Annotated in this window: 18 protein-coding genes; 12 read left to right on the top strand and 6 right to left on the bottom strand. The window is 68.1% G+C overall.

Translation table 11 applies throughout. From position 1 onward, the window contains the following. Positions 1-70: 70 nt before the first annotated feature. Positions 71-742, top strand: coding sequence for a DUF4190 domain-containing protein (locus N536_RS0124135; protein ID WP_029115959.1), 672 nt, complete (start codon positions 71-73; stop codon positions 740-742). Between the two features lie 2 nt (positions 743-744). Beyond that, positions 745-1,257 (top strand): DUF4190 domain-containing protein, encoded by a 513-nt coding sequence (locus N536_RS0124130; protein WP_029115958.1) that lies wholly within the window; start codon positions 745-747, stop codon positions 1,255-1,257. Between the two features lie 3 nt (positions 1,258-1,260). Here the strand turns inward: N536_RS0124130 and N536_RS0124125 are convergent, their stop codons facing one another. Then, the gene (locus N536_RS0124125) at positions 1,261-2,217 is read right to left on the bottom strand and encodes a CoA ester lyase (protein WP_029115957.1); all 957 of its coding nucleotides are present in this window, start codon (positions 2,215-2,217) and stop codon (positions 1,261-1,263) included. Between the two features lie 25 nt (positions 2,218-2,242). On the opposite strand from N536_RS0124125, the gene N536_RS0124120 reads away from it, so the two are divergent. The 4 genes from N536_RS0124120 (at position 2,243) to N536_RS0124105 (ending at position 6,649) form a co-directional block, all read left to right on the top strand. Continuing rightward, complete coding sequence (locus N536_RS0124120; protein WP_029115956.1) at positions 2,243-3,550, top strand: magnesium transporter MgtE N-terminal domain-containing protein; 1,308 nt, start codon at positions 2,243-2,245, stop codon at positions 3,548-3,550. Further along, a complete protein-coding gene (locus N536_RS0124115; protein WP_029115955.1) occupies positions 3,547-4,098 on the top strand; it encodes a DUF1003 domain-containing protein in 552 nt (183 codons plus the stop codon). Before N536_RS0124120 ends, N536_RS0124115 begins: the two co-directional genes overlap by 4 nt. 90 nt (positions 4,099-4,188) lie before the next feature. Further along, complete coding sequence (locus N536_RS0124110) at positions 4,189-5,463, top strand: lytic murein transglycosylase (protein WP_036437483.1); 1,275 nt, start codon at positions 4,189-4,191, stop codon at positions 5,461-5,463. A 43-nt stretch (positions 5,464-5,506) separates the two neighbouring features. After that, entirely contained in the window at positions 5,507-6,649 is a 1,143-nt protein-coding gene (locus N536_RS0124105; protein WP_029115953.1) for an Mrp/NBP35 family ATP-binding protein, read from the top strand. Positions 6,650-6,653: 4 nt separating this feature from the next. Here the strand turns inward: N536_RS0124105 and tatB are convergent, their stop codons facing one another. The 4 genes from tatB to sigE all read right to left on the bottom strand — a co-directional run bounded on the left by tatB (position 6,654) and on the right by sigE (position 9,870). After that, positions 6,654-7,043: a Sec-independent protein translocase protein TatB gene (tatB, locus tag N536_RS0124100; protein WP_029115952.1), complete on the bottom strand. Its 390-nt coding sequence runs from the start codon at positions 7,041-7,043 to the stop codon at positions 6,654-6,656. A gap of 2 nt (positions 7,044-7,045) precedes the next feature. Beyond that, positions 7,046-8,536, bottom strand: coding sequence for a S1C family serine protease (locus tag N536_RS0124095; protein WP_029115951.1), 1,491 nt, complete (start codon positions 8,534-8,536; stop codon positions 7,046-7,048). Between the two features lie 66 nt (positions 8,537-8,602). After that, entirely contained in the window at positions 8,603-8,998 is a 396-nt protein-coding gene (gene rseA / locus N536_RS0124090; RefSeq protein ID WP_029115950.1) for an anti-sigma E factor RseA, read from the bottom strand. A 92-nt stretch (positions 8,999-9,090) separates the two neighbouring features. Then, a complete protein-coding gene (sigE, locus tag N536_RS0124085) occupies positions 9,091-9,870 on the bottom strand; it encodes an RNA polymerase sigma factor SigE (protein ID WP_029115949.1) in 780 nt (259 codons plus the stop codon). Between the two features lie 175 nt (positions 9,871-10,045). On the opposite strand from sigE, the gene N536_RS0124080 reads away from it, so the two are divergent. The 6 genes from N536_RS0124080 (at position 10,046) to N536_RS0124055 (ending at position 15,404) form a co-directional block, all read left to right on the top strand. Continuing rightward, positions 10,046-10,705, top strand: coding sequence for an O-methyltransferase (locus N536_RS0124080; protein ID WP_029115948.1), 660 nt, complete (start codon positions 10,046-10,048; stop codon positions 10,703-10,705). 110 nt (positions 10,706-10,815) lie between these two features. Then, positions 10,816-11,511: a TetR/AcrR family transcriptional regulator gene (locus tag N536_RS0124075; protein WP_029115947.1), complete on the top strand. Its 696-nt coding sequence runs from the start codon at positions 10,816-10,818 to the stop codon at positions 11,509-11,511. Beyond that, the gene (locus N536_RS0124070; protein WP_029115946.1) at positions 11,474-12,415 is read left to right on the top strand and encodes an ABC transporter ATP-binding protein; all 942 of its coding nucleotides are present in this window, start codon (positions 11,474-11,476) and stop codon (positions 12,413-12,415) included. Before N536_RS0124075 ends, N536_RS0124070 begins: the two co-directional genes overlap by 38 nt. Next, complete coding sequence (locus N536_RS0124065; protein WP_029115945.1) at positions 12,412-14,034, top strand: ABC transporter permease; 1,623 nt, start codon at positions 12,412-12,414, stop codon at positions 14,032-14,034. The genes N536_RS0124070 and N536_RS0124065 overlap by 4 nt, the downstream gene beginning before the upstream one ends. A gap of 10 nt (positions 14,035-14,044) precedes the next feature. Further along, positions 14,045-14,719, top strand: a complete 675-nt coding sequence (locus tag N536_RS0124060) for an isoprenylcysteine carboxylmethyltransferase family protein (RefSeq protein ID WP_029115944.1) — start codon at positions 14,045-14,047, stop codon at positions 14,717-14,719. Between the two features lie 10 nt (positions 14,720-14,729). Then, entirely contained in the window at positions 14,730-15,404 is a 675-nt protein-coding gene (locus N536_RS0124055; RefSeq protein WP_029115943.1) for an isoprenylcysteine carboxylmethyltransferase family protein, read from the top strand. Here N536_RS0124055 and N536_RS0124050 read toward each other — a convergent pair. Further along, positions 15,377-15,778: a hypothetical protein gene (locus N536_RS0124050; protein WP_029115942.1), complete on the bottom strand. Its 402-nt coding sequence runs from the start codon at positions 15,776-15,778 to the stop codon at positions 15,377-15,379. The genes N536_RS0124055 and N536_RS0124050 overlap by 28 nt on opposite strands. Positions 15,779-15,795 lie beyond the last annotated feature (17 nt).

Below are 15,795 nucleotides of genomic sequence, written 5' to 3'. Positions count from 1 at the left end.
GGGCACACCCAATGGTGCCCCGAATGTGGACCGGCCACCGGCAATCGGCGCGTGCGCTAGGTTTGACGCCATGACGAATCCGGGCGGAGACGCAGGCCAGACGCCGTCACCCGAGACAGGAGCGGGCGCAGGCGAGCCGGCGTCGGGTGGCTACGAGGCGCCGCCAATCGAGCAGTCCCAGCAACCTCCGGCGTACCCGCCGCCATCGACGGACGCGCCGTCCTACGATGCCCCGTCCTACGATGCCCCGGCCTACCCGCCGCCGTCGTTCGACCAAGGCGGCTACCCGCCGCCCGGCGACCAAGGCGGCTACCCGCCTCCTGGGGCCTACCCGCCACCGGGTGATCCGCAGGCGTATCCGCCGCCCGGCTACGGCACCGGTTACCCGCCGCCGCCTCCGCCGTCCTACGGCACTCCCCCCGGCTACGGTCCCCCGCCCGGCTACGGCCCCCCTCCGGGCTACGGTCCCCCGCCGGCGGCGGCATACGGCGGTGGCTACAACCCGTACGGCGCACCGACCGCGTCCACGAACACCATGGCGATCGCCTCCGTGGTCGCGTCGGTGATCGGGTTCTTCTGCGGCATCGGTTCGATCATCGGCATCGTGCTGGGCATCATCGCGCTCAACCAGATCAAGGCCACCGGCGCGAACGGCCGCGGCCTTGCCATCGCGGGTATCGCCATCGGTGCGGCGTCGCTGCTGATCAGTCTGATCTGGACCATCTCGGTACTGGCTTCCTGACCGTGACCAGCGGCCCGGACCAGCCGTACGTCAATCCGGGAGGCGGCGAATACCCGCCACTGGAGAACTCGCCGCGCCAGCACGACCCGTACGCACCGGTGGACTACCCGAACAACGTCGGGCTGCCTCCGCCCGTCTACGGGCCCGGCTACTCCGGACCTCCCGGGTATCCGCCACCCGGATATCCGCCGCCGGGTTATCCGCCCTACGCCGGCGGCTACCCGTATGCGACGGATCCGTACGACCCGTACCGGCCGGTGAAGCCGCTGGGCACCAACGGCAAGGCGATCGGTGCGCTCGCGACCGCGCTGGCCGGCCTGCTGTTCTGCGGGTTGCCGTCGATCATCGGGCTCTTCCTCGGCGTCATCGCGATGCGCGAGACCAAGCGCACGGGCCAGGACGGCTACGGCATCGCGCTGGCGGGCACCATCATCGGCGGTCTGGTGACGGTGGGGTGGGTGCTCTACCTGCTGCTCTTCATCGGGTTGTACGCCAGCGGCTGGTCGTTGGTCTAGCGGCTACTCAGGCGGCCGGAACGGTTCACCGGTGCGCGACATGCCGGCTGCCCGGCCCTTGCCCGCGATCACCAATGCCATCTTGCGGCTGGCCTCGTCGATCATTTCGTCGCCGAGCATCACTGCGCCCCTTGCGCCGCCGGCCCGCGACGTGTGCCAGTCGTAGGCCTCGAGGATCAGCTCGGCGTGGTCGTAGTCGTCTTGGCGCGGGCTGAAGATGTCGTTGCCCGCGTCGATTTGATCGGGGTGCAGCACCCACTTGCCGTCGTAGCCGAGCGCGGCCGAACGTCCGGCGATCCGGCGGAACGCCTCGACGTCGCGCACCTTGAGGTACGGCCCGTCGATGGCGTTGATGCCGTGGGTGCGCGCGGCGATCAGGATGCGCATGAACACGTGGTGGTAGGCGTCGCCGACGTCGTAGCCCTCCGGTTGCTCGCCGACGACGAGCGTCCGCATGTTCAGGCTCGCCATCATGTCGGCGGGCCCGAGCACCAGCGCCTGAACGCGCGGACCGGCAGCGATCGCGTCGACGTTGGTCAGGCCCTTGGCGTTCTCGATCTGCGCCTCGATGCCGATGCGCCCCGGCGGCAGCCCGTGGATGGTCTCGAGTTGGGTGAGCAATAGGTCGAGCGCGTGAACATGGGAGGCGTCGGTCACCTTCGGCAACACGACGAGGTCGAGGTGTTCACCCGCCGCGGCGACGACCTCGATGACGTCGGCATGGGTCCACGGCGTGGTCCAGTCGTTGACCCTTACGCCGCGCAATTGGCCCGACCAGCCGGGCTGTGCCAGGGCTGCCGCGACCCGAGCACGAGCCTCCGCCTTGGCGTCGGGTGCGACGGCGTCCTCCAGATCGAGGAACACCTCGTCGGCGGGCAGGCCCTTGGCCTTCTCAATCATCTTGTCGCTACTGCCTGGAACCGAAAGGCACGTTCGACGGGGGCGATACAGGTTGTCCACGCGTTCACTCTCTACCCTTTGAGTCATGGTGGCGGTGAACAGGGTCTACGCGGCCCGACTAGCGGGGATGGTGGTGCTCGGCCCGGACGGCGAGTCCATCGGACGTGTCCGCGACGTGGTGATCAGCATCAGCAGCGTCCGCCAACAGCCTCGCGTGCTCGGCCTCGTCGTCGAATTGCTCAGTCGCAGAAGGATTTTCGTTCCCATCCTGCGCGTGACCGCCATCGAACCCAACGCCGTCACGCTGACCACCGCCAACGTGTCGCTGCGCCGGTTCGCACAGCGCCCCGGTGAAGTGCTGGTGCTTGGCCAGGTGCTCGACACCCGCGTGCGGGTCACCGATCCGGAGCTCGAGAACCTCGCCGGAATGGACGTGGTCGTCGCCGACCTGGCGATCGAGCAGGTGCGCTCGCGCGACTGGATGGTCACCAGAATCGCCGTGCGCAGCCACCGCCGGCTCGGGCGCCGCACCACCGTGCACGTCGTCGACTGGCAGCACGTGGCGGGCCTGACTCCGTCGGCCCTTGCGCTGCCCGGCCAGGCCGTCGCGCAGCTGCTTGCCCAGTTCGAGGGGCAACGCCCCATCGAGGTCGCCGACGCCATCCGCGAGCTGCCTGCCAAGCGACGCTACGAGATCGTCAACGCCCTCGACGACGAGCGGCTGGCCGACATCCTGCAGGAGCTGCCCGAGAGCGAGCAGGCCGAGCTCCTCGAGCAGCTGGACACCGACCGCGCCGCCGACGTGCTCGAGGAGATGGACCCCGACGACGCGGCCGATCTGCTCGGCGAACTCGGCGCATCGCGGGCCGAGGTGCTGCTGGCCCGGATGGATCCGGAGGACTCGGAGCCCGTTCGACGGCTGCTCAAGCACTCTCCCGACACCGCCGGTGGTCTGATGACCCCGGAGCCCGTGGTGCTCGCGCCCGACACCACCGTGGCCGAGGCCCTGGCGCGGGTGCGCGACCCCGACCTGACGCCCGCGCTGGCGTCGCTGTCGTTCGTCGTGCGGCCTCCGACGTCCACCCCGACCGGGCGGTACCTCGGGTGCGTGCATCTGCAGCGGCTGCTGCGAGAGCCACCCGCGGCGCTCGTCAGCGGGATCATCGACAGCGACCTGCCCAACCTCACCCCCGACACCTCCCTGGCGGCCGTGACGCGATACTTCGCCGCCTACAACATGTTGTGCGGGCCGGTCGTCGACGCGGAGAACCATCTGCTTGGCGCCGTCACCGTCGACGACGTGCTCGATCATTTGCTGCCGCACGACTGGCGCCTCAGCGCCGACGAACCCGAACTGCCCACCGGTAGCGCCGCCACCGGAGCCGGGTCGTGAGCGACCTGTCGGCCCGCCAACGGCTCGACACGCCGCGCACGTCGCGACGACGGTTCACGCCGCAGTTCGACGTCGAGGCCGCCGGCCGCTTCGGCGAGTCCTTCGCCCGATTCCTCGGCACTGGGCGCTACCTGGCGATCCAGACCGTGTTCGTGGTGGTGTGGATCCTGCTGAACCTGTTCGCGGTGACGCTGCGCTGGGACCCGTATCCGTTCATCCTGCTCAACCTGGCCTTCTCCACGCAGGCGGCCTACGCCGCGCCATTGATCCTGCTGGCGCAGAACCGACAGGAGAACCGCGACCGGGTGGCACTCGAGGAGGACCGGCGCCGTGCCGAGCAGACCAAGGCCGACACCGAGTACCTGGCCCGCGAATTGGCGGCGTTGCGACTGGCCGTCGGCGAGGTCGCCACGCGTGATTACCTTCGCCGTGAACTCGAGGAATTGCGTGAGCTGATCAACGAGCTGCGGCCCCCGCAGGACGGCGCGGGCAAGGAGAAACCGGGCAAGGTCGACGGTGCGGACAAACGGTCCAAGCGACTGAGCTGAAACGTGGTCGGGCATTGCTGCAACGCAACAATCTTCAGTAGGTATGGTGACTTGGTTCACAACGTTGCTCGATCACGCTAGGACGGTTGAGTGCCCATAGGCGGAAGCGACGCCTTCGCGAAGGTGCGGCGTCGCGTGGAGCGCGTCATGCGGACGCCTGCCTTCGGCGTCGCGGTGCTCGCCCCGATGGTGCTCGCCGGAGCGGTCGGCGCGTCGTCGCACACCGGTCACACCTCCATGGGCGACAACGGGATTACCCCGCTGGCCGCCGTCGCCAGCACCGGCGACGATTCGGGAGCCACCGTCGTCGCCGCCATCAAGCGGCCCGCCCCGTTCCGCTTCGCGTCCCCTGGCACCTCCGCCCCACCGCCGTCGATCGTGGTGAATGCCCCAGGCAGCCTTCGTATTCCAGCGATGGCGCTGAACGCCTACCAGAACGCCGAGCGCATGATGGCGGGCGCCGTCCCTGGATGCGGCATCAGCTGGAACCTGCTGGCCGGCATCGGCCGCATCGAGTCGATGCACGCCAACGGCGGCGCCACCGATTCCCGTGGTACGCCCGTCAGCCCCATCTACGGACCTTCCCTCGACGGCACGCTGGCAGGCAACGAGGTCATCGTGCAGAGCGTGCAGGCCGGGCGGGTCACCTATGCGCGCGCCATGGGCCCGATGCAGTTCCTGCCAGGCACGTGGGCTCGCTACGCCTCCGACGGTGACGGCGACGGCAAGGCCGACGTGCAGAACCTGTACGACTCGACGCTCGCCGCCGCGCGCTACCTGTGCAGCGGCAACCTCAACCTGCGTGATCCGTCCCAGGTGATGGCAGCCATCCTGCGCTACAACAACTCGGTGCCCTATGCCCGCAACGTGCTGGGCTGGGCCGCGGCCTACGCCACCGGCGTGGTTCCGCTCGACCTGCCGCCGCTGACCGGGCCGGTACCTGCCCTCGGCGACGCGCACCTCGACGCCAACCCAGAGGGTTTGGGTCCCGGCCTACCGCTCAATGCGGCGGGACTGCCTGCCACGGACCCGCTGGCGCTCTTGACGATGATGCCCGAGATGGCCGGCCGGCTCGGTCCCGCACCGGGTCCGCTTCCCGGTCCGGCGGACGCACTGCAGGCACCCCCGCAGAACTGCGCGGTGTTCTGCCTGGGGCAACAGCTGCCGGCGACGCCGACCGCCGCGCTTCCGGTGGCGCCGCCTGCACCGTTCGGGCTGCCTCCGGCACCGTTCGCGCCGCCTCCGCCGTTCCCGCCACCGCTGTTCCCACCACCGCCACCTCCGGCGCCCCTGCCGTTCGCCCCGCCCCCCGAACCGGCGCCCGTCATGGTGCCGACCGGGCCTGCACCGGGCCCCGTGGCCTGACCGCTCCCGGTCGGCCGTTGCACGCGGCCTAGACTCGGAGACGATGTCTCCTACACCTACCGACCTCGAATCCGCGGTTCGCTCTGCGCTCGGCAAGGTCATCGACCCCGAGCTGCGCAGGCCGATCACCGAAGTCGGCATGGTCAAGAACGTCACCGTCGACGACGATGCCGGCGTGCACGTCGAGATCTACCTGACCACCTCGGCGTGCCCCAAGAAGAGCGAGATCACCGACCGCGTGAGCGCCGCCGCCGCCGACGTTCCCGGTACGGGCGCGGTGAAGGTCACCCTCGACGTGATGAACGACGAGCAGCGCGCCGAGCTGCGCAAGCTGCTGCGCGGCGACTCCCGCGAACCCGTCATCCCCTTCGCCCAGCCCGGCTCGCTGACCCGCGTCTACGCGGTGGCGTCGGGCAAGGGCGGCGTCGGCAAGTCAAGCGTCACCGTCAATCTGGCTGCCGCCATGGCGGCACGCGGTTTGTCGGTCGGCGTGCTCGACGCCGACATCTACGGCCACTCCGTGCCCCGCATGATGGGCACCGAGGACCGGCCCACCCAGGTGGAGTCGATGATCCTGCCGCCCATCGCGCACGACGTGCGGGTGATCTCGATCGCCATGTTCACCCAAGGCAACACTCCGGTCGTGTGGCGCGGGCCGATGCTGCATCGCGCGTTGCAGCAGTTCCTCGCCGACGTGTACTGGGGCGACCTGGACGTGCTGCTGCTCGATCTGCCGCCGGGGACGGGTGACATCGCGATCTCGGTGTCGCAGTTGATTCCTGGCGCCGAGATCCTGGTGGTGACCACGCCGCAGTTGGCCGCCGCCGAGGTCGCCGAACGTGCCGGAGCCATTGCGCTGCAGACCCGCCAGAAGATCGTCGGCGTGGTGGAGAACATGTCGGGCCTGCTGCTGCCCGACGGCACCACGATGAACCTGTTCGGCGAGGGCGGCGGCGCGCTGGTGGCCGAAAGCCTGTCCCGCGCGGTGGGCGCCGACGTGCCCCTGCTCGGTCAGATCCCGCTCGACCCGGCATTGGTCGCCGCGGGCGATACGGGTGTCCCGCTGGTGCTCAGTGCCCCCGACTCCGCCGCAGGCAAGGAACTGCGCAAGGTCGCCGACGCATTGTCGTCGCGCAAGCGGGGGTTGGCCGGGATGTCGCTGGGCCTGGACCCGGCTGGCCGCTAGCGAGCTAGGTTGCGTCGCTGTCGAACGGCGTCGTGGCAGGCGGCTCAGGCTTGGCCGCAGGGGGCGTCGGAGGTGTCGGAGGCGTTGCCGAGACTGGCTTCTCGAAGTTGCCGGTGATGAACGAGTCGTCGCCGTCGAACAGGTGCTTGGTCAGGGCGGCGCGCGGCGTCATGCCCCGCAGCTTCTGCAGCTCGCTGAGCGGCTGACGCAGATCCTCGAACTCGGGGCCGAGGTCCTCACGCAACTGACTGGTCGCGCCGCTGAGGTATTCGCGGGCCTGCTTGATGGCACCCGTCGTCCAGCGGATTGCGCCGGGCAGCCGTTCCGGGCCGAGGATCACCAGACCGGCGACCACCAGCACGAGCATCTCACCCCAGCCGACGTTGCCGAACATGACTACGCGGCAGGGTTGTCGGGGCCGGGGTTGACGATCAGGGTGACGGGACGGCCGTCGCGGACCACCTCGATCGGCGCGTCCTGGCCGATCTTGAGCTGACGTACCGCGACCACCATCTCGTCGGCGTCGGCCACCTTGCGGTTGCCCACCTTCACCACGACGTCGTTCTCGAGGATGCCCGCCCGGTCGGCGGGCCCGCCGGCCACGACGTTCTTGATCAGCGCACCGGAGGCGACGGAGTTGCTGACCGAAACGGCGTTCAGGCCGAGGGTCGGATGCGAGACCTTGCCATCCTTGATCAGGGTTTGGACTACGTCCTTGACCTCGTTGACGGGGATCGCGAAGCCCAACCCACTTGCGCTGTCGGACAAGGACTTACCGGCTGTGTTGATGCCGATGATCTCGGAGCTCATGTTGATCAGCGGGCCACCGGAGTTGCCGTGGTTGATCGACGCGTCGGTCTGGATACCGTCGATCACCGTGTCGGTGTCGGAGCCGTCACCGGACAACGGAACCGGCCGGTGCAGGGCGCTGACGATGCCGTGCGTGACGGTGCTGCGCAGGCCCAGCGGAGCGCCCGCAGCGATGACTTCCTCGCCGACCTTGACCTTCTCGGAATCGCCGAAGCGCGCGACGACGAGGTTGTCGACGTTGTCGACCTTCAGCACGGCCAGGTCGGTCTTCGGATCGCGGCCCACCAGGTTGGCGGGCACTTCCTTGCCGTCGTTGAACACCACGGTGATCTTGTACGCACTGGGATTGCTGGCAGCTTCGGAGATGACGTGGTTGTTGGTGACGATGTAGCCGCGGCCGTCGACGACGACGCCCGAACCCTGCGAGCCCTCGTTGTCGCTGACGGCCTCGATGGTCACCACCGAGTCGGCGACCGCGGACGCGACCGTCGCGAACCGGCCCGCCGGCGCCTCCGGGTTGTTGTCCGTCTCCAGCGTCACCTTCGACGTGGTGAACGCCTCGACGGTTTCTGCTGTCTTGTTGCCGACCCAGCCACCGATGAACGCGATGACGATGGCGATGATCAGCAGGGTGCCCAGTGCCAGCCAGGAGACCTTGCCGCCGAAGAGCACGTCACGGACGCCCAGCTTTCCGACCGGGGCCAGTGCGACGGTCGGAGACGACGGCGGCACTGCGGGGGTGCCCAGCGACGGGGCGGCGTTCGGATCGCGCCACGGGTCGGCGGGTTGCTCCGGCGGCTCGTTCTCGGCGTCCAACGCGCCTGCGTCGGCGGGGTGGCGCTGCAGCGACTCGCCGCTGCCGTTCTGCGGGCCGAAGGCGTCGGCGAGGACGGGGTCGGGCGCGAGGTCGACGGGCGTGTAGGCGCCCTGGTCACGGTGCTTGTCGGCGCCGAGGAACGAACCCTGGAAACCGTCGGGCCTGCCGAACGCGCGCGACGCCGCGGGATCGACGGGCGGTCGCGACACCGGGCGTGGTGCCAGACGGTTGCCGTTACCGGACTGGTCCTGATTGGTCACCCGTAGTCACTCTCCATTAGAGCGGCCGCCAACCCGGCGGCCGCAGACGATCAACGCAGCTCCAGCCTACCGGCGCTTACGACGGGCCCGCATGGTCCCTTCAGCAAACTGCCGATCCTCCGACTCAACGGGCGGATCGGGCGGCGGATGATGCGGGATCTGCGACAACATGCCAAGCAACGAACTGGGCACGACGATCGGGCAGGAGTCCCGCAAAGCACTACGGGCCTGACCTTGGGCCTCGACCTCGGCTGCACACTGTGGACAGAGCGACAGATGGGTCGCTGCGCGCAGGTGCGACTTCATGGTCAGCTCGCCGTCCACGAAGGCGGCGACGGCCTCGATCGACAGGTGCTCGGTGGATCCGAAGCGGCGAGGACCGACGGGCGCGTCGCTCTGCGACGCAAAATGGGCTGGTAGCCACGAGAGTGCGCGACGGAACACGTCTCCCGGGTCGACCATCACCCACTCCCCTTCGTTCGCTCGCATCACGAATTGAACTACTTCCCTACCTTGAATGTAGCGCGGACAGGCGGACCCGACACCTGTGAACGTCAGGCGGATTTGACCTGCGTGTCGGATCCGGCGTCGGAATAGGTGTCCGGGTGGCTGGCCAGGTAGTCGCGCAAGGCCTGCCGGCCGCGGTGAATACGGCTGCGCACGGTGCCGAGCTTGACGCCGAGGGTGGCGCCGATCTCCTCGTAGGACAGACCTTCGATGTCGCACAGGACCACGGCGGCGCGGAACTCCGGCGGCAGCGAGTCGAGCGCGGCCTGCAGGTCCGGGCCCAACCGTGAGTCGTGATAGATCTGCTCGGGGTTCGGGTCCTCTGCGGGCACGCGGTCGTAGTCCTCGGGGAGGGCTTCCATCCGGATGCGGCTGCGGCGACGAACCATGTCGAGGAACAGGTTCGTGGTGATGCGGTGCAGCCAGCCCTCGAACGTGCCGGGCTGGTAGTTCTGGACGGACCGGAACACCCGGATGAACGTTTCCTGGGTCAGGTCCTCGGCGTCGTGCTGGTTACCCGACAACCGGTAGGCCAGGCGGTAGACGCGGTCGGCGTGCTGGCGGACCAGCTCGTCCCACGACGGCATGGCGGCCATGTCACCGGTCGCATCGAACACGGCAGTGCCGGTCAACTCGTCGGACGGCTCAACCCAATCGCCGTCGCCGGCCTGCTCGAGGTGTGCCATGAAAACGGGCGTCGAGGTGGTGGTCGTCGGATCCTCCAGATCACTAACTGAGCCGGCATTGCGGGTTGTCGGCTCCACATCGGCGGCAACGGTATCCGCTCCATGGTTATTCCGTGGTCGGCCGCTTCCGTCGTATCCCATGCGAGTACCTTTTCCGACCCTGGTGAGCTTGGCATATGAGCAAACTGAACATTTCCTGAGAAAGCGGGCTACCCCATACGCGAGCTGGGCAAACTGCGGGCGCGACGGGGGATTCCCATGGCCCCGCGCGGGCGTGTCGCCGCGTGGGCGAATCGGGTTCCCTTACGCTGCGGGCATGGGCAGCACCGGCGAGAGTCAGGCACGGCCCAGTCGCGCCGAATCGATCGTGAGGCATGCCGAGCAGTCGATCACCGAGGACGCGATCACCGCGGCCGCCCGGGAGCGTGCCGACGACAGCGGAGCTGGTGCCGTCACCCCTGCCGTCGGTGCGTTGTTGAGCGTGCTGGCGAAGCTGGCCGGGGCCAAGTCCGTGGTCGAGGTGGGCACCGGCGCCGGAGTCAGCGGGCTGTGGCTGCTGTCGGGAATGCGTGACGACGGGGTGCTGACCACCATCGACGTCGAACCCGAGCATCAGCGGCTGGCCAAGCAGGCATTCGCCGAGGCGGGCATCGGGCCGTCCCGGACGCGGCTGATCAGCGGCCGCGCCCAAGACGTGCTCACCCGCCTGGCCGACGACTCGTACGACCTGGTGTTCATCGACGCCGACCCGGTCGATCAACCGCAATTCGTCGTCGAAGGCGTGCGGCTGTTGCGCTCGGGCGGGGCGATCGTGCTGCACCGCGCCGCCCTCGGTGGCCGAGCCGGCGACGCGAACGCCGCCGACAAGGAGGTCAGCGCCGTGCGGGAGGCCGCGCGCCTGATCGCCGAGGACGAGCGGCTGACTCCGGTGCTGGTCCCCCTCGGCGACGGTCTTCTCGCCGCCGCCCGCGACTGACCATCCCCTCTCGCCGCGGCGCTGGCGGAGTTCTGATTTTCGCGATCTTTACGGGTTCTTGATGGGCAGACGCTTGACCCTCGACTGAACGCGTGTTTAGCATACTAAACATGCGTTCAGCCTCAGACGATCGGACCGCCGTCGCGCGGATCCGCGATGCCGCGATCGACCAATGGGGCCAGCACGGGTTCAACGTCGGACTGCGCCGCGTCGCCGAGGCCGCGGGCGTGTCCGCCGCCCTGGTGATCCACCACTTCGGGTCCAAGGAGGGTCTGCGCAAGGCGTGTGACGACTACATCGCCGAGGAGATCCGCGGAGCGAAGACCGAATCCGTCACGACATCCGATCCGGCGGCATGGTTCGCGCAGATGGCCGAGATGGAGTCGTACGCACCGTTGATGGCGTACCTGGTGCGCAGCATGCAGTCCGGCAGCGACCTGGCCAAGGCCTTCTGGCAGCGGATGCTCGACAACGCCGAGGAGTACCTCGAAGCGGGTGTCCGCGCAGGCACGCTGAAACCCAGCCGCGACCCGCGCGCCCGTGCCAGGTTCCTGGGCCTCACCGGCGGCGGCGCATTCTTCCTGTTCATCCAAATGCACGACACGCCAACCGATCTGCGCGCCGTCCTGCGCGACTACGGCGAGGAGATGGTGTTGCCAGCCCTCGAGGTCTACACCAACGGCCTGATGACGGATTCCACGATGTACGACGCGTTCCTCGAAGCGCGTGAGAAGGGCATTTCGTTCACATCCAAAGAAGGAGAAGGCGATGACGGCTCAGACAACCGGGTCCCCACAGCGGGCTGAGACGAACCACTCCCAGCTCGCCGTCGAAATCCGCGGTCTATCCAAGTCTTTCGGCCGCACCAAGGCGCTCGACGGCCTCGACCTGACGGTCGCGCCCGGCGACATCACCGGCTTCCTCGGGCCGAACGGCGCGGGCAAGTCCACCACCATCCGCGTGTTGCTCGGGCTGCTGCGCGCCGACGGCGGCACGGTCCGGCTGCTCGGCGGCGATCCGTGGCGCGATGCCGTCGCTCTGCACAGGCGAATAGCCTACGTACCCGGCGACGTGACGTTGTGGCCCAACCTGACCGGCTTGCAGGCCATCGACTTCCTGGCCCGCCTGCGCGGCAACGGGGTCGATACCCGGCGCCGCGATCAGCTGATCGAACGGTTCGAACTCGATCCGCACAAGAAGGCGCGCACCTATTCGAAGGGCAACAGGCAGAAGGTGGCGCTCGTCGCCGCGTTCTCGACCAACGCCGAACTCTACATCCTCGACGAGCCCACCTCGGGCCTGGATCCGTTGATGGAGAAGGCGTTTCAGGTCTGCGTCCAAGAGGTCGCCGACCGTGGTGCCGCGGTACTGCTGTCCAGTCACATCCTCGCCGAGGTGGAGAAGCTGTGCGACAACGTGACCATCATCCGCGCCGGCCGAGCGGTGAAGTCCGGCACCCTCGAGGAGTTGCGCCACCTGATGCGCACCACGATCACGGTGCGCACCCGTGGTGACGCCAATGCGCTGCAACAAGTCCCGTACGTACACGACTTCGACAGCCAAGACGGCTACGTCCGGTTCTCGGCCGACCGCAACGATCTGGACTTCACGATGGAACACCTCACCGAACTGGGCATCGAGGAACTGACCGTGACGCCGGCGTCGCTGGAGGACATGTTCCTGCGCGAGTATCAGGGGGTGCCCCGATGACCACCGCCACCGCGGTACCCCGCGCCGGGCGACACGAAGCAGCCCAGTCGGGATCGCCGTTCACCGGAGTGCCCAGCCTGCTTCGCCTCGCGCTGCGCCGCGATCGGGTCCGACTGTCGGCATGGATCACGATCCTGACGCTGATGATGGTCTACGCCCCGAACGCGATCAAACTGGCCTACCCCGAGGAGGCGCAGCGGTTGGCGCGCGTCAACCTGCTCAAGACGCCGGCGGGAATGATCTTGGGCGGCCCCATGTTCGGCGTCAACGAGACCGACCTGGGCGTGATGATGGCCAACGAGCTAACGCTCACGCTGATCATCGCCACATCGATCTTGGCGATCACCACGGTGATTCGGCATACCCGCACCGAGGAGGAAAGCGGTGCAGCCGAACTGGTGCTGTCGTCGGTCGTCGGCAGGTATGCCCGCACCTACGCCGCGCTGATCCTGGTCGGCGGGGTCAATGCCGTGCTGGCGGTCACGATGACGCTGGCGATGTCGGCAACCGGATTCGCGGTCGTCGACACAGCCGCCATGTGCCTTGGCGTCACCGGGGTCGCCATGGTGTTCGGTGCACTGGCCGCGGTCACCGCGCAGCTGTGGCGTCAGGCGCGGACCGCGAGCGGCGCGGCCATGGCCGCGCTCGCGTTGGCGGCGTTTGTCCGCGGCATCGGTGACGTCATCGACAACTCGGGCAGTGCGCTGAGCTGGTTCTCCCCCATCGCCTGGGCGCAGCAGATGCGGCCGTTCGTCGACCTGCGGTGGTGGCCGTTCGCGCTACTGGTGGTGCTCGCGGTCGGGCTGATGGCGCTGGCGGCGTGGCTGGAGAGCAGACGGCAGTACGACGACGGCACCATCCCGTCATCCGGCGAACGCCCCAACGCGCGCCCGATTTCTGGTGTGTTCGCTCTGCATCTCACGCTGCAGCGGGGCCAAACCATCGGCTGGTCGGTCGGTCTCTTCCTGGCTGGCTTGGCATTTGGCTCGATGACGAAGTCGCTGCTCGATGCCGCCAAGGGCAACGAGTTGCTGGCCCGCATGCTCGAGGCGCAGGGCAACGACGGCGTCTACACCACGATGACGCAGTTCCTCGCCGCGGCAGCCACGGCGTACGTCGTCGGCGCCGTGCTGCGCGTATACGGCGACGAGCAGAAGGGCCTCGGCGAAGCGGTTCTGGCGGGCGCGATTTCGCGGTGGCGGTGGCTGCTGACCGCGGTCGCCTCCGCATTGGTGGGCGCCACCGTGCTGATGTTCTTCGCCGGGCTGGGCAATGGACTCGGCGCGGGCCTGACGCTCGGCGAGCCGCAAACCATCGTGCGGCTGACGCTGGCCGGCCTCGCGTTCGTGCCTGCGATGGCGGTGCTCGCCGGAATCGCGGCGCTCGCCGTCGCCGTGCGTCACGCGTGGATCGGTTGGCTCGCGGTGACATTCGTCGTGGTGTCGCTGTATTTGGGTGCGCTGCTGCGGCTCCCGCGGTGGCTCATCGATCTGTCGCCCGTGGGCCGCACGACGGCGCCGACGGACTTCCCCGTCGCCGCACTCGCGGTGATGATCGTCGCCGCTGCCGTACTCGCCATCGTCGCCGGCTGGATCTACCGCAGCCGCGACGCAGCCTGAAAGGAGAATCATGAAGCTCGCCTTGCAAACGGTGGCGTCCGGAATCTTCGGATTGGCGTTCTTCGCCGCTCTGCTCTTCTGGCCTGCCGGCACGCTCGACTATTGGCAGGCATGGGTTTTCATCGCCGTATTCCTGGTCTCCACGCTCGTCCCGAGCATCTACCTCGCGGTCAAGGATCCGGCGGCGCTTCAGCGGCGGATGAAGGCCGGTCCGACGGCCGAGACCCGCGCGGTGCAGAAGCTCGTCATCACCGGGACGATCCTGGCGGTCGTGGCGGTGCTGGTACTCAGCGCCCTCGACCATCGGTTCGGTTGGTCGCAGGTACCGACGCCGGTCGTCGTGACCGGCAACGTCCTGGTCGCTGTCGGCCTCGTGTTGGCGCAGTTCGTAGTGATTCAGAACAGCTACGCGGCCGCGACGATCACGGTCGAAACGGACCAGAAAGTCGTGTCGACGGGTCTCTACGGTGTCGTCCGGCACCCGATGTACGTCGGCACGCTGGTCATGTTGACCGGCACCCCGCTCGCTCTCGATTCGTACTGGGGGCTGCTGGCGATCGTGCTCGCCCTGCCCGTGCTTGCGGCCCGCATCGAGGACGAGGAGAAGATGCTCCGCGAGGAACTCGACGGCTACGACGAGTACACGCAGAAGGTGCACTACCGCTTGGTCCCCGGCGTCTGGTGACGGAGTGATCATGAAGCCCTTGATTCAGGCCGCGGCCGCAAGTGCGTTCGGACTGGCCTTCTTCGGCGCCCTGTTGTTCGGACCCGCGGGCACGTTCGACTACTGGCAGGCCTGGGTTTTCATCGGTGTCTTCACCGCAGTGTCGTTGAGCCCCACCGTGTATTGGGCGATGCGCAGACCCGACGTGTTTGCGCGCCGCCTGCGCTCGGGACCGCTCGCCGAAACGCGGCCGATGCAGAAGATCGCCACGGTGGGCGTATACGTCGTGGTCGTCGCCATGGCCGTCGTCAGCGCGCTGGACCATCGATTCGGCTGGTCGCACGTGCCGACGCCGGTCGTCGTCGTCGGCAACGTCTTGGTCGCGTTCGGCCTCGGCATGTCGATGCTCGTCGTCGGCCAGAACGAATTTGCGGCCGCCACCGTCACGGTCGAAGCGGAACAGCCGGTCGTCGACACCGGGTTGTACGCCGTTGTGCGGCACCCGATGTACGTCGGTGCGCTAATCATGATGGCGGGCATGCCACTCGCGCTCGACTCCTATTGGGGTCTCGCCACTGTCGTGCCCGGTGTGGCGGTGCTTGCCTTGCGTACCGTCGACGAAGAGAAGATGCTCCGCGACGACCTCCTCGGATACGACGAGTACACCGAGAAGGTGCGCTACCGACTGGTGCCCGGCGTCTGGTGACGACGCGCGGCCCACCACGCGCCCAGGAGCACGGCGACCACTGCGAAACGCAGCACGGCGTTCGAGATCATCGTGCCGTTCGGCTCCGTCAATGCCATGTAGACGATGTCGAGGATGCCGCTCACCGAATGCAGCACGACCAACGTAGCCACGATGAGCCCCAAGGCGGCCCGGTCGGTGATGCGGACCGCGCCGAACGACAGCACCGCGACGGCGAGTTCCGCCGCAGCGACGAGATAGACCAGCAGGTAGTCGGGTCGCATTAGCGTGATGCCCACCGCGGAGGGAATCGCGGTGGGAAACACGACCAACACGAACGCACCGGCCAGCGTGATCACCCCATGAATCACCAAGACGGCCCGCAGTGTCCTCATCAGATTTCCTTCCTGTC

The organism is Mycobacterium sp. URHB0044, assembly GCF_000620625.1.
GTDB lineage: Bacteria > Actinomycetota > Actinomycetes > Mycobacteriales > Mycobacteriaceae > Mycobacterium.
This window is presented reverse-complemented; position numbering and strand designations above follow the sequence as displayed.